Below are 15,448 nucleotides of genomic sequence, written 5' to 3'. Positions count from 1 at the left end.
TTTTTCGGTGAATTGCCCATTTCAATTGCTATATAGGTATCTTAGTTTTGAATTATATATTAACCAGCTACAACCAACAACCAAATATCAACATGAGTACGAGCCAGCAACCGGTGACCTTCAAAAACAGTTATATTCTTTGCATATCATTTATCTCGGCACTTGGCGGATACCTGTTCGGTTTCGACTTTGCCGTTATATCGGGTGCACTTCCTTTTTTACGTGTAGAGTTTGCGCTTAATGCCTGGTGGGAAGGTTTTCTTACCGGTTCACTTGCCTTGGGTTGTATTGTTGGCTGTCTGATGGCAGGCAATTTAAGCGACCGTTATGGCCGTAAACCGGGCCTGATGCTGGCGGCACTCATTTTTGCCCTTTCTTCCCTGGGAATGGCCTTTTCTTCCGGGCTCAGTATTTTTGTAATGATGCGCTTTGCGGCAGGAGTTGGGGTAGGTATGGCCTCAATGTTAAGCCCTATGTATATTGCGGAAGTTTCTCCCGCCAGTATCCGCGGTCGGAATGTGGCCATTAACCAGCTTACCATTGTTATTGGCATATTGATCACTAACCTGGTCAATTATACACTTTCAGACAATGGCCCGGAAGCCTGGCGATGGATGTTTGGCCTTGGGGCAGTGCCTTCTCTCCTTTTTTTACTGGGCGTGGTGTGGCTTCCTGAAAGTCCGAGGTGGTTAATTAAAGAAGGCCGTTTGGAAAAAGCGAAGGCAGTATTGAACAAGATCGGTAGTTCTGCCTATGCACAGAACATCTATAACGACATTGAGCTTTCCCTTAGAGGGGGAGAAAAACAATCTTATAGAGCTGTATTGGCAAAGGGTGTGCGTCCGGCAGTAATTGTGGGCATCACGCTGGCTGTATTCCAGCAATTGTGTGGCATCAATGTCGTATTTAATTATACCTCAACCATATTTGAGTCGGTGGGTGCCAGTCTGGACCGCCAATTGTTTGAAACGGTTGCCATTGGCATTGTAAATCTTGTTTTTACCCTTGTTGCCATGTGGCAGGTTGACAAGCTGGGCCGCAGGCCATTGATGCTGATCGGTTCCCTGGGCCTGTCTGTAGTATATATTATCCTGGCATTTTTACTCCAAAGCCATGCTGCAGCGGGTATCGTTTCTGTATTTGTATTGTTGGCAATAGCCATGTATGCCACCTCACTTGCACCGGTTACCTGGGTGCTCATTTCAGAGATCTTTCCAAATAAAATCAGGGGTGTAGCCTCTTCAATTGCGATTGTATCCCTTTGGGGGGCCTATTTTATCCTGGTATTTACATTCCCCATCCTTGCAGAAAAACTGGGTACCTATGGCCCTTTTTACCTGTATGCCGGAATTTGCCTGCTTGGCTTCCTGTTTGTGAAATCCAAGGTGCGTGAAACCAAAGGAAGGACACTTGAAGAACTGGAGCAGGATTTGGTCAGACATTAACAGGAACATCAAAAAATCATCTATTTAGTATAAGAATTGTATATGAACGAATTATTTGTAAATGTTTGGGAAGAACAGGTCAGTATCCCTACATATCCAACGGGTAAGCCGGAAAAAAATCCAATGTTTTTTGAAAAGCGGATTTATCAGGGCAGCAGTGGTGTTGTTTATCCGAACCCGGTGATCGAAAAAATCTATGATGACAAAGAAGATAAAAGTTATACTGCCCTCTACCTGGAAAATAAATACCTGAAAATCATGATCCTTCCTGAATTAGGTGGAAGGGTACATATGGCCTATGATAAGATAAAGCAGCGTCATTTTATTTATTATAACCAGGTGATCAAACCTGCACTTGTTGGTCTTTGCGGGCCCTGGATATCGGGCGGAATAGAGTTTAACTGGCCTCAACATCATCGTCCGAGTACATTTGAGCCTGTTGATTATGCCATTGAAGAAAATGCGGATGGAAGTAAAACGGTATGGGTTAATGAGGTAGAGAAAATGTTCCTTACCAAGGGGATGGCAGGTTTTACCCTACATCCTGATAAAGCCTACCTCGAAATTAAAGGGAAACTGTATAACCGGACCAGTCTGCCGCAAACATTTTTATGGTGGGCAAACCCTGCGGTAAAGGTAAACGACGATTATCAGTCGGTTTTTCCGCCTGATGTAAACGCTGTTTTTGACCATGGTAAACGTGATGTTTCTACCTTTCCAATAGCAACGGGTACTTATTATAAAGTTGATTACGCGCCAGGAACAGATATCTCCAGATACAGGAATATTCCGGTACCTACTTCTTATATGGCCATCCGTTCCGATTATGATTTTATGGGTGGTTATGAAAATGATACCGAAGCAGGGCTGTTACATGTGGCCAGCCACCACATCTCGCCGGGTAAAAAACAGTGGACCTGGGGCAATAGTGACTTTGGGAAAGCCTGGGACAGGAACCTTACTGATGAGGACGGGCCCTACATAGAGCTGATGACCGGTGTTTATACCGATAACCAGCCCGATTTCTCCTGGCTGATGCCTTATGAAGAAAAATCTTTTGTACAATATTTTATGCCTTACCGCGAACTTGGGGTGGTAAAGAATGCCAATAAGGATATTTTACTCAATTTAACCCGGACCGGGGAAAAAGCCAGGCTGCAAATTTTTGCAACATCTATACAGCGTGAAAATAAGGTTAGCTTGTCTGTTAAAGGTGAAGTGGTTTATTCAGTGGTATTTGATGTCAGCCCGGAAAGTACATTTGAAAAAGAAATTGCCCTCCCAACCCAACTGCAGGAAACCGATATTTTGCTGGTGATCACAAATGCCTCAGGAAAAATCCTGCTGAAGTACGAACCGGCTGCCGATCAGAAAAATGAAATTCCTGAGCCTGCAAAAGCAGCGCTGCCACCACAGGAAGTAGAAAATAACGAACAGCTTTTTCTTACAGGATTGCACCTGGAACAATACCGGCATGCCACTTATAATCCTGTTGATTATTATGAAGAGGCCTTACGCCGCGATGATAAGGATGTGCGGGTGAACAATGCGATGGGAAAATGGTATTTGAGAAGGGGACAGTTAAATAAAAGTGAACCTTATCTGCGCAAAGCTGTTGAGACCCTGGTTTCACGTAACCCCAATCCTTATGACGGAGAACCTTACTACAATCTGGGGCTTTGTTTAAAGCTTCAGGGCAAATACGATGAAGCTTACGATCACTTTTATAAATCGGCATGGAACAATGCATGGCAGGATAGTGCCTATTTTTCACTGGCATTGATCGATGCCGCCCGTGGTGATTTTGAACAGGCCCTGCAGCACATTGAATGGTCGATAGACCGTAATGCAAGGAACAATAAGGCCCGGGCCTTAAAAGTGATGGTGCTCAGAAAAATGGGCCGGCTGGATGAAGCTGCCAGAGCTGCTGAGACTGCTATAGAACGTGATCTTTTTAACCTGAACATCTATTTTGAACAGTCTAAAATATATAAGGGTAAAGGGCAGGAAGAAAAGGCTTTAAAGGCACTAAATGTACTGTTTAAATTGTCCAGACAAAATGTGCACAGCTATATTACCTACGCGCTTGACTACGCTGCGGCAAACCAATACAGTGAAGCCATAGAAATGATGAGTTTTGCATTGGACCAAAGTGATACCGATACCTATCCGATGGTATTTTATTACCTGGGCTGGTTTAATGTACAAATGGGCCAGGAGCAAAAGGCTTTATCACTTTTTAAGAAAGCGGCTCTGGCCAATTCTGATTATTGTTTCCCCAACCGGATAGAAGATGTAGCCGTGTTGCGTTCGGCAATGAGCAGGAATGAAAATGATGGCAAAGCACCTTATTACCTTGGTAATTTATGGTATGATAAACGACAATACGATGAGGCCATTAAGATGTGGGAATCTTCCATAGAGAGGGAGGATACTTTTCCGGCAACCTGGCGCAATTTGGGGATTGCCTATTTTAACAAAAGAAATGATGCCGGTAAAGCCCTGGAATGTTTTCAAAAGGCTTTTACACTTGATCAAACAGATGCCCGTATTTTTATGGAGCTTGATCAGCTGTATAAAAGATTGAATACCCCGGCAAGTGAACGTCTGAATTTACTTGAAGCACATCCTGCTCTGGTAGCATTAAGAGACGACGTTTACCTTGAACAGATTGCTTTATATAATTTTACAGGTCGGTACGAAAAAGCCTATGCAATGATCATGTCCCGGCAGTTTCACCCTTGGGAAGGCGGAGAGGGTAAGGTTTCGGGCCAGTACCTCTACAGCCTGACAGAGATGGCCAAGCAACACATACAGGATCAGGAATATCAGCTGGCTGTTGACAAATTACAGATGGCACGGGAATATCCGCATAACCTGGGCGAAGGTAAGCTTTACGGTATACAGGAAAACGATATTTTTTACTGGCTGGGTTGTGCATACGATGGGTTAGGACAAAAAGATATTGCCCGCGAACACTATCATATTGCCGTAAAGGGCCTGTCAGAACCATCAGCGGCTATGTTTTATAATGATCAGCAACCCGACAAAATTTTTTACCAGGGGTTGGCCTGGATGAGGCTCAATGCACCCGAAAAGGCAAAAATGATCTTTGAAAACCTGATCAGCTATGGAAGGGCACACTTAAATGATGTTGTTAAAATAGATTATTTTGCGGTATCACTGCCTGATCTCCTTATTTTCGAAGATAACCTGGATATACGGAACAAGACGCACTGTCATTACCTGATCGGTTTAGGTTTATTGGGCCTGAAAGAGCTGAGCAATGCCAAAAAGGAATTTGAACTTGCTTTAAAAAATGATGCTATGCACTTTGGTGCAAGCGTACACCTGCGGGCTGCAGGCTATAAAGATGAACCCGCGGCAATTTAAAAGGAAATGGGACGATTTAAAAACCTTCCACTCTTATTTTTCTTTCTCCTGATAGGGGTAAATTACAGTCATGGGCAGATGAAGCGCCTTAAGCCTGAAAAAGAGATGTTAAAGCTGGCAGACCAGGTTCTGGCGCAATCTGTGGCCCAATATAAAACCATGATGCGGCAATTACCGCAGGGGCAGTTGCCACGCACTTTCGAAAACGGGAAGCTGGCTACGGCAAGCCCTTATTCCTGGATCAGTGGCTTTTATCCGGGTTCACTGATGTACCTCTACGAATATTCGCGCGACAGCGTTTTGTTAAAAGATGCAGAAATAAGGCTAAAGGACCTGGAAAAGATACAATATGTAACAGCCAACCATGATCTTGGCTTTATGATGTACTGTAGTTTTGGAAACGCTTACAGATTGCTCGACAGCACCCGTTACAAAGATATACTCGTCCAATCTGCCAAATCCCTCGTCTCCAGGTTTTATCCAAAAACGGGCTGTATCAAATCATGGAACAAGATCAAGTCCCTGGATGGGAAAAGAATGCTGAATTTCCCGGTGATCATTGATAACATGATGAACCTTGAGCTTTTGTTCTTTGCTTCAAAAGTTACCGGCGACCCCTCTTATAAAGATATTGCCATTAAACATACAGAAACGACGCTTAAAAACCATTTCAGACCTGATTACAGCAGTTATCATGTAGTAGACTATGATGAGGAAACAGGTGCGGTTAAAAGTAAAGAGACTATGCAGGGATTTTCTGACAATTCAACCTGGGCAAGAGGACAGGCCTGGGCCATATATGGATTTACCATGGTATACCGGGAAACGAGGGTGAAAAAATACCTTGAAGCAGCACAAAAGATGGCTGCGCATTTCATCAACCATCCCAACCTGCCCAAAGACAAGATTCCTTACTGGGATTTTAATGTCAACCAGCCTGGGTTTATCCCGCCATGGAAATATGATCCGGCTAAATATCGGGAAATACCCAGGGATGCTTCTGCTGCAGCTATCGTTTCTTCGGCGCTGATAGAACTGGCCGCTTATGTGGATGCTGCAACAGCACAAAAATATTTGACGATTGCCGAAACCATGCTGAAGTCCCTGTCTTCTGCACAATACCGTTCTGCTGCCGGAGCCAATGGCGGTTTTATTCTGATGCATTCTTCAGGAGGTGTACCAGGAAATATAGAAGTGGATGTCCCGGTTTCCTATGCGGATTATTATTATCTGGAAGCCTTAATGCGATATCGTGCAATGGGCGCCTGATAGGGATTGTCGGACAACATTTGAACCAAGTATAAAGAACAAACAATGATAACAAAACGAATATCGATGAAATTTTTAGGGATGTTATGCATCAGCTGCCTGTGTTTTTCAGCAGGCAGTGCCACGGCCCGGCAACATATCCCTCTTGAAGGAACCTGGCAGGTTAAACTGGATTCGGCAAATGTAGGTGTACAGGAAAAATGGTATCATCAGCAATTCAGCCAGCGTATCCAACTACCCGGAACTTTGGATGACGCAGGGCTGGGCAGGTCAAATAACCTCTCTGCAGATAAACTGGTTAAAGATGTTTTGATCAACCTGATCAGAAAACATACATATATTGGTGTGGCATGGTATGCGAGGGAGATCCTCATTCCCAAAGACTGGAAAGATAAAGACATCAGCCTGTACCTGGAACGGGTGATCTGGAACACGAGGGTCTGGATTGACGGACAGGAGGCTGGGGTGCAGGAAAGTCTGAGTGTTCCCCATCGCTTTGACCTGAGTGCTTTGGCAAAGCCAGGCCGGCACCGGCTTGTTATCCGCATAGATAACAGCAAACAATACGACATGACCCATCTCAATATGGCCCATGCCTATACTGATGGTACACAGATTATCTGGAATGGTGTAATAGGCAAAATGGAACTCATGGCAAAGGACAAAATAAACATTGCCACATTGCAAACCTATCCCCGTCTCAAAGATAAATCTGTAAATGTAATTGCTACATTGCAAAATGGCCTTAAACAAAGTAAAAAGGGGATATTGCAGCTCCAGGTTATCGGAAAAGACAAACGGATTGTCGCAAACCGTAGCATACCCGTCAATCTTGCCGCCGGTGATACCCGGCAGGAAATCAATATCCCTTTAGGCAAAGACGCCCTGCTTTGGGACGAATTCAACAGCAATCTTTATGTGCTAAAAGCACAGTTGACCATTAGCGGAACTTCTTTTAAAGATGCAAGTTCAACAACGTTTGGCCTGCGGGAGATTACAAACCAGGGCAGTGCCCTGCAGGTTAACGGCCGCAGGGTATTTTTAAGGGGCACGCTTGAATGCAACATTTTTCCTTTAACCGGACATCCGCCTATGGATAAAAAAGGCTGGGTCAAAGTGTTTGGTACCGCCAAGGCGTATGGCTTAAACCATCTTCGTTTTCATTCCTGGTGTCCGCCAAAAGCAGCTTTTGAAGTAGCTGATTCACTGGGTTTTTACTTACAGGTAGAATTGCCGTTATGGAGCCTTAAAACCGGGGAAGACAAAAACACCAATCGCTTTATTGAAGAAGAGGCCCAAAGGATCAGTTCGGAATACGGAAATCATCCTTCTTTCTGTCTGTGGTCTTTGGGTAATGAACTTCAGGGAGATTTTAGCTGGCTGGCACAACTGCTGCAAAAATTAAAAATGAAAGATAAACGTCACCTTTATACCACTACTACTTTTACATTTCAGAAAGACCATGGCCGCTGGCCAGAACCAGGAGATGATTATTTCATTACGCAATACACTAAAAAAGGCTGGGTGCGCGGACAGGGTATATTCAATACCTATGCGCCAAATTTCTCTACAGATTATACAAAAGCCATAGATAGCTTACCCGTACCCTCCATTACGCATGAAATCGGGCAGTACTCCGTTTATCCAAACTTAAAAGAAGTACCAAAGTATACCGGTGTGCTGGAGCCTGTAAATTTCAAGGCCATCAGCAAAGACCTGCAAAGAAAAAACATGCTGTCGCTAGCTGGTCAGTTTACCCTGGCCAGTGGTAAGTTCTCGGCCAGCCTTTACAAAGAGGAAATTGAAAGAGCCCTTAAAACTAAAGGCTTAAGCGGCTTTCAACTGCTGGATCTTCATGATTTCCCTGGTCAGGGTACTGCCTTGGTAGGCATCCTTGATGCTTTCTGGGACAGTAAAGGTTTAGTTTCTCCGGCAGAGCACCGTATGTATACTGCAGCTATAGTGCCGTTAATCCGGTTTTCGAAGGCAGCTTATACCAATGCCGAAATTTTTGAAGCAGATGCCGAGGTTGCCAATTTCAGTAATAAGGCATTACAGCAAGTTACACCGCTATGGACTGTTAAAAACGACAAAGAAGAGACACTGTTCAGTGGAGCACTAGCCGCTAAAGATATCCCGCTGGGCAATGGAATTGGCCTTGGTAAAATTAACTTTAGTTTAAAAGACATAAAAAAAGCCACGCACCTCATAGTAGAGCTGCAGCTCAAGGGTACAGTAAGCAAAAATAAGTGGAGTATTTGGGTATACCCAGAACAACCTGGAACTGCACCGAAAGATATGGTGTTCGCCACTTCTTTATCTCAGGCACTTAAACACCTGAATGAAGGCAGGAAAGTATTGCTCAATCCGGATACTACTCATATAAATGGCGTGCAGGGTCGTTTCGCTCCTGTATTCTGGAGCCCTGTCCATTTCCCTAACCAGCCAGGAACCATGGGGCTGCTGTGCGATCCGGCCCATCCGGCACTGGCAGATTTTCCAACAGACTTTTACAGCAACTGGCAATGGTGGGACCTCATTACGGCATCCAAAACTATGATTCTGGATTCCGTTCCGGCAGTAGATCCGATTGTCAGGATCATCGATAATTTTTACAAGAACAGAAAAATGGCCAATATTGTAGAGGCCAGAGTTGGAAAGGGGCAGCTCATCATCTGTTCTATGGATATTACTACCAACCTGGAAAAAAGACCGGCGGCCAGGCAATTAAGGTACAGTCTGGAGCAATATATGGGCAGTAATAAATTTAACCCGGCAGTAACGCTGAGTACTGGCGATCTGGAGCAACTGGTAAAGGAGTAATTATGCATTATAAATTAAAAACAAGCTGTTTTGTATTGCTGTTCATGGCTTTTGCCGCGGTGTCGGTAAATGCCCAGAAACGCTTTAAGCCGAATGGAAATTTATTAAAAGCGGTAAAAAGGGGTCTGAACGAATCAGCTCTGCAATATCATTTTTTGATGGAACAGCTACCTGCCGGACGTTTCCCCGTTACCTATTACAGTAAAGAACAAAAAATGATTACCAGCGGCTCCGAGCCCTGGGTAGGCGGTTTTTATCCGGGTGGGTTACTTTATCTGTATGAAACCACTAGAGATACAGCGCTATATAATGAAGCTTTACGCAAACTAAAATTGCTGGAAAAAGAGCAGTTTAACAAAACTACGCACGACCTTGGCTTTATGATGTATTGTTCTTTTGGAAATGCCCGGAGGCTGATGCACACAAGCGCATACGATCAGATCATCATTAACAGTGCAAAATCACTTTCCAGCCGTTATAATGATAAAGTGGGCTGTATCCGTTCATGGGACTCTGATGCTGCACGTTTCATGGTCATTATAGACAATATGGTCAATCTGGAACTGCTGTTTGCTGCAACAAAATTAACCGGAGATTCCAGCTATTACCACATCGCAGTGAAACATGCGAATACCACCATGAAGCACCATTACCGTGCGGATTACAGTTCCTACCATTTGGTTATCTATAATCCTGAAACCGGTGCTGTTTCCAAAAAACAAACAGTTCAGGGGGCAGCTGATACTTCAGCATGGGCGAGGGGGCAGGCCTGGGGATTATATGGTTATACTGTAATGTACCGGGAAACAAAGGATAAAAAATATCTGGATATTGCCAATCACATTGCGCAGTTTCTCCTTGACCACCCCAATCTGCCGAAAGACAAGATCCCTTACTGGGATTTTAATGCAGCAGGTATTCCCAATGCACCCAGAGATGCATCTGCAGGTGCAGTGATCTGTTCAGCTCTGATCGAACTGGCGGGCTACGCCGACCCAAAAATGGCGAAAACTTATTTTAGTGCGGCAGAGACCATGCTTGGGGCGCTGTCTTCTCCTGCCTATCGTGCTGCAACAGGGGAAAATGGCGGGTTTATTCTAAAACATGGCGTTGGTAATTACCCCCGTAACGCAGATATAGATGTGCCCCTGATTTACGCAGATTATTATTACATCGAGGCCCTGTCAAGATATCAGAAACTATAACCATGAAGAAAAAGGCCTGCTTTTTTTTTATCAGCTTACTATTCATTTGTCATCAGGTGAAGGCACAGGCCGATACCATTTTGAGCCGCTATAAGCAATACCTGCTTGGCACGGTGAAACCGGAAGGTGATATAAACCTTATGCTGGGTTCATTGAATGCTGAAGGGCAATGGCCGGATATCAATTATACAGATACAGAAAAAGCGAACTGGAAAAATCTGATCCATTTAAAAAGAGTACGCGACCTGGCCCTTGTTTGGGAAAAGCCGGGTTCAGCCCTGTATCATAACATACAATTAGAGAAGGCCATTAACTTAGGGTTAAACCATTGGCTGGATAAGCGCTATAGGAACTCCAACTGGTGGCACAACGAAATTGGTGTTCCTCAATACATGCGCGATATCATTATTCTTATGAAAAAAGAATTGAGGCCTGAACAGCTCAAAGCAGCATTGGAAGTGATGGCCCAGCACCGGGTGCAGGAAAACTGGGTAGGCGCAAACCTTACCTGGAGTGCCGATCTGGGCTTTCATTACGGCACCTTAACCAGTAATGTCCGGATGATGGAGCTTTGCCGGAACCTGATTATCAAAGAGATCAGGATTTCTACAGAGGAGGGTGTACAGCCTGATTTCAGTTTCCATCAGCATGGCGCCCGTTTACAGATGTACCAGTATGGAGCCGCTTTTTTAAAGGAGAACATCAGGCTGGCCTGGGAGCTTAGGGGCACGGCAATGGCTTTCCCTAAAGAGAAAATCCGTATACTTACTGATTTTGCTTTGAAAGGCTGGCAGTGGATGGCCAGGGGAATACATACTGTGCCAGGTACTATGGACAGGTCTGCAAGCAGGGTAAATGCGCTGAACAATGCCGATCTTCGTGAGTTTATTCCCTACTTCATTGCGCTTAGTCCCGAGAATAAGAACGCTTTCTGTCAGCTGGATGAAATACAGCAGGGGAAAGGCGCGCTTACAGGCTACCGTTATTACCCTTATTCCGATTTTGCTGCATTTCATCAAAAAGACTTCAGCTTTTTCCTCAAAACGATTTCCTCACGTACCCTGGCAACAGAATCCATCAACAGCGAAAACTTAAAAGGAAACCTGCTTAACAGCGGTGACGCCTATCTGATCAGGGATGGGAAGGAGTATTTTAACCTGATGCCGGTATGGAACTGGGCCTGTCTGCCTGGTGTTACTACTTTTGTTGGGGCAGATAAGGTGAACAGGCAAGCCTTTACAGGGAGTGTAAGCAATGGGCAAGCCGGACTCACAGTAATGGATTATCAGTTAGAGAATAAAGATAAAAGTAAATTACTTCGTGCAAAGAAGTTTTGGGCTGTGGCTGGTTCGAAGGTGCTCTGTTTAATTGCGGGTCTTGAAGGTTCGGGAATAACAGCAGCATACACTACATTGGACCAATGCAGGTGGCGTGGCGGCGAAAGTGTCAATGATTCCTGGATCTACCATGCGGGATTTGCTTACATCCCCCTGGGAGCTGCAAAGATAAGCCTGCATGTAACAGATGCCACCGGCTCATGGAAGGAAATCAATGCCGCAGAAAGTAATACCCCGCTCACAGAAAAAATATTTATGCCGGTGCTGGAACACAAAACGCTTGAAAATGGCAATTCCGGATATGTCATTTCGGCTTGTAAAAACGCTAAAGAAGCAGCAAGGCTAGTGTCGGGTCCGCAATGGAAAGTGCTCTGCAATAATAAGGAGATACAGGCGGTTTCATTTAATGACGGTACAATAATGGCTGCTTTTTATCAGCCTGGGGTACTTAAAACCGGACAAGGTCACCAGCAGCTTAGCGTAGATCAGCCCTGTCTGGTTTTAATCAGTAACAAAAAGATCTGGTTAAGCAATCCTGCATGTAAGCCGCTTAAGGTAAGGCTGGGTATAAATGATCAATATAAAGTGGTTGAACTACCTGCAGATGGCAGTTCCACACCTGTCCGCTTCCATTAATGTCAGCACTTCCTGCCAGTTGTTCGCCCTGGTATGGTGTGTATGGTTTGTATTGTGGCCGGCAGTAAACATAATAGGGCTGCCTTTACAATGATCCAGATTTTTGCAATGGTCATCAATGAGGTAATCTGTGTCAATTATACTTTTGTTGCCACAAAAAATGATGTTTTTCCAGCTGATGAAAGGGAAATGCTCTGCAAGCCACTCCCTTTTTTCAAATAAGGACAAAGGGAATTCCATTGCAGCAGAAACGATGTAGATTTCAAAATCTTCTGAAAGTTTTTTTACGGCTGCCACTGCTCCTTCCATCACCGGTAAAGTCCTGAAGAAACCCGGTGAATGAACAAATTTAAGTACCGCTTCTTTGTCTGGAAATGCTTCTGACTCCTTTACACCCAGAAAGATCTCTGGTCCAAACCTTACACCATAATCCCTTTCATACCAGTTTAACCAGTGGGCTTCAATATCCGCTAAAACCCCGTCCATATCTATACCAATCGTTTTTCTTTTCATATATCGAATTATTTTGCAACAAATATAGATAATTATTGCATCATATTGCAAATATTTCTGTTATATTTGCATAATATTGCAATTAAGCCATGATTAAAGCAGAAAGATTACAGCTCATCATTTCACAGGTCAGTAAAGACCAAAAGGTATTGCTGGGTAACCTGAGCACTTTATTAAACGTATCTGAAGATACCATCAGAAGGGATATCAAAGAACTGTCTGACCAGGGGCTGCTTAAAGCAGTGCGTGGAGGGGCGATCTCTAATTCTCCGATTCCACTGCATTTCCGGGACAGGGAGCATTATGATGTTAGCCATAAAGAGATTATTGCCGAAAAGGCCTTGCAGTTCATTAAAGACGACCAGGTGGTGCTATTTGATTCGGGCACATCTGCATTGGCTGTAGCCAGCCATTTACCTAGAGCACGTCGGATTACTGTGATTACAAATAGTTTCCCGGTGGCTTCAGTGCTGGAAGACCATCCGAATGCTGAGGTGATTTTTATTGGCGGACGTTTAAACAAAACAGCCTTTTCAACTTCAGGGCATGAAGTGATCCGTGTCCTTAATGATATCCGTCCGGACGTATGTTTCCTGGGGATCTGCAGTATTGATATTGATGAGGGGGTAACGGGAAAAGATTATGAAGATGCGCAGGTGAAGAAGACGATGGTTGAAAATGCCAAGCATGTCATTGCCTTGTCGACCTTAGAAAAGATTGGCCGTGCAGAAAATTACGGTATTTGCCCGATAAGGGCAATTGATACGATCATCACTGATACAGATCCCGGGCATCCGGAACTGCTTAGGTATGCAGCTGCGGGAGTCGAAATTGTTTAAAAGCCTGCAGGCTACTAAGAGGCCATTGTTTCAGTTGTTCTGCCTACTGCAATTTTTTTTATTGTGCTGATGATCGAATGGGTGTCATAACCACAAAGTGCCCATAGCTCAGCCTGCTCTCCATGTTCAATAAACTCGTCAGGTATGCCCAGTCTGATTACCTGTGCGCTGTATTGATGGTCGGCCATGAATTCAAGTACCGCAGTACCCATTCCACCTTGTAAACAACCATCTTCAACTGTAACAATGTTTTTGTAACGTTTAAATACATCGTGCAGCAGAGCCTCATCAATGGGCTTCACAAAGCGCATATCATAATGGGCAGGATGTATGCCTTCACTGTTCAGTTCTTTGCAAGCTGCCACAGCAAAATTTCCTACATGCCCAATGGTCAGTATCGCAACTTGCTCGCCATCACATATTTTCCTGCCTTTACCAATTTCAAGGGCTTTGAATGGCCTTTTCCAGTCGGGCATTACACCATTTCCCCTGGGGTAACGGATAGAAAAAGGGCCAGCATTTTCCTGCTGTGCTGTAAACATCAGGTTGCGCAATTCTTCTTCGTTCATGGGGGCTGCAACAGTCATGTTAGGGATACAGCGCATATAGGCCAAGTCATAAGCCCCATGGTGTGTGGCACCGTCTGCTCCGGCCAGGCCCGCACGGTCGAGGCAAAATATTACATTTAAATTCTGTATGGCTACATCATGGATCACCTGGTCGTAAGCCCGCTGCATAAAGCTCGAATAGATGTTACAAAAAGGTACAAGCCCTTGTGTTGCCAATCCTGCCGAAAACGTAACCGCATGCTGTTCCGCAATACCCACATCAAAAGCACGGTTCGGCATTGCCTTCATCATGATGTTCATTGATGAGCCGGAGGGCATGGCAGGGGTAATCCCTACTATTTTTTTATTGGCTTCCGCTAGTTCAACAAGGGTATGTCCGAAAACATCCTGATACTTTGGAGGCTGGGGTTTATCAGATACAGATTTTTTGATCTCGCCGGTGATCTTGTCAAATAAACCTGGTGCATGCCATTTGGTCTGGTCTTTTTCGGCCAGGGCAAAACCTTTGCCTTTCAAAGTAACACAGTGTAGAAGCTTAGGGCCGGGAATGTCTTTTAAATCTCTGATCACCTGTACCAGCCGTTGTACATCATGTCCGTCAACCGGACCAAAATACCTGAAGTTCAGTGCCTCAAACATATTGCTCTGTTTCAGCAATGTACCTTTAATACTCTTCTCTATTTTCTTTACGAACTTATGTGCATTTGGCCCCAGTTCAGAAAGTTTGAACAATACCTGCGAGATGTCCTCGCGAAAGCGGTTATATGATTTGGACGTTGTAATGTTTGTTAAATATTCTTTTAAAGCGCCAACATTAGGGTCTATCGACATGCAGTTGTCATTCAAAATTACCAGCAGGTTCGAATTTTCGATGCCCGCATGGTTTAAGCCTTCGAAAGCAAGACCTGCGGTCATTGCCCCATCGCCAATTACAGCTACGTGCTGGCGGTCTGTTTCTCCCTTATAGTGTGAAGCTACGGCCATACCTAAAGCAGCAGAAATGGAAGTGGAGGAGTGGCCTACGCCGAAAGTATCGTATTCACTTTCGCTGATCTTTGGAAAGCCGCTGATGCCATTCAAAATACGGTTGGTATGAAATACGGCTTTTCTTCCGGTTAGTATTTTGTGCCCATATGCCTGGTGCCCAACATCCCAGACCAGCTTGTCGTAAGGTGTGTTCAATACATAGTGTAAAGCGACCGTTAATTCCACAACACCTAAACTGGCGGCAAAATGTCCGCCGTTTACGCTCACCACGTCAATGATGTACTGACGTAATTCCTGAGCAATTTGTTCCAGATCTTGTTCTTTATACTGCTTTAAATCAGCAGGATAATTTATGTTGGGTAAAAACAGGCCGTTAATATCTTCCATGCAGGCTTTTATAGAATAGAAAGTACAAAGTAAGCTATTTTGTTA

At 44.4% G+C, this 15,448-nt stretch carries 9 protein-coding genes; 7 read left to right on the top strand and 2 right to left on the bottom strand.

The window, feature by feature from the left end; genetic code table 11:
* The first annotated feature begins 92 nt into the window (after window positions 1-92).
* The 6 genes from HDC92_RS12285 to HDC92_RS12260 all read left to right on the top strand — a co-directional run bounded on the left by HDC92_RS12285 (window position 93) and on the right by HDC92_RS12260 (window position 12,108).
* Entirely contained in the window at window positions 93-1,445 is a 1,353-nt protein-coding gene (locus HDC92_RS12285) for a sugar porter family MFS transporter (protein ID WP_015809668.1), read from the top strand.
* Window positions 1,446-1,487: 42 nt separating this feature from the next.
* Window positions 1,488-4,838, top strand: coding sequence for a DUF5107 domain-containing protein (locus HDC92_RS12280; protein ID WP_183874814.1), 3,351 nt, complete (start codon window positions 1,488-1,490; stop codon window positions 4,836-4,838).
* Between the two features lie 6 nt (window positions 4,839-4,844).
* The gene (locus tag HDC92_RS12275; RefSeq protein ID WP_015809666.1) at window positions 4,845-6,107 is read left to right on the top strand and encodes a glycoside hydrolase family 88 protein; all 1,263 of its coding nucleotides are present in this window, start codon (window positions 4,845-4,847) and stop codon (window positions 6,105-6,107) included.
* 66 nt (window positions 6,108-6,173) lie between these two features.
* The gene (locus HDC92_RS12270; RefSeq protein WP_183874812.1) at window positions 6,174-8,930 is read left to right on the top strand and encodes a sugar-binding domain-containing protein; all 2,757 of its coding nucleotides are present in this window, start codon (window positions 6,174-6,176) and stop codon (window positions 8,928-8,930) included.
* 2 nt (window positions 8,931-8,932) lie between these two features.
* Entirely contained in the window at window positions 8,933-10,135 is a 1,203-nt protein-coding gene (locus HDC92_RS12265) for a glycoside hydrolase family 88 protein (RefSeq protein ID WP_183874810.1), read from the top strand.
* 2 nt (window positions 10,136-10,137) lie between these two features.
* Window positions 10,138-12,108 (top strand): polysaccharide lyase family 8 super-sandwich domain-containing protein, encoded by a 1,971-nt coding sequence (locus tag HDC92_RS12260; protein ID WP_183874808.1) that lies wholly within the window; start codon window positions 10,138-10,140, stop codon window positions 12,106-12,108.
* On the opposite strand, the gene HDC92_RS12255 is transcribed toward HDC92_RS12260, so the two are convergent.
* Complete coding sequence (locus tag HDC92_RS12255) at window positions 12,067-12,621, bottom strand: 5' nucleotidase, NT5C type (protein WP_183874806.1); 555 nt, start codon at window positions 12,619-12,621, stop codon at window positions 12,067-12,069. The two genes, HDC92_RS12260 and HDC92_RS12255, sit on opposite strands and share 42 nt — an antisense overlap.
* Window positions 12,622-12,710: 89 nt before the next feature.
* On the opposite strand from HDC92_RS12255, the gene HDC92_RS12250 reads away from it, so the two are divergent.
* Window positions 12,711-13,460, top strand: coding sequence for a DeoR/GlpR family DNA-binding transcription regulator (locus tag HDC92_RS12250; RefSeq protein ID WP_015809661.1), 750 nt, complete (start codon window positions 12,711-12,713; stop codon window positions 13,458-13,460).
* Between the two features lie 14 nt (window positions 13,461-13,474).
* On the opposite strand, the gene dxs is transcribed toward HDC92_RS12250, so the two are convergent.
* Window positions 13,475-15,403, bottom strand: a complete 1,929-nt coding sequence (gene dxs / locus HDC92_RS12245; RefSeq protein ID WP_183874804.1) for a 1-deoxy-D-xylulose-5-phosphate synthase — start codon at window positions 15,401-15,403, stop codon at window positions 13,475-13,477.
* Window positions 15,404-15,448 lie beyond the last annotated feature (45 nt).

The organism is Pedobacter sp. AK017 (assembly GCF_014200825.1).
Lineage (GTDB): Bacteria > Bacteroidota > Bacteroidia > Sphingobacteriales > Sphingobacteriaceae > Pedobacter > Pedobacter heparinus.
This window is presented reverse-complemented; position numbering and strand designations above follow the sequence as displayed.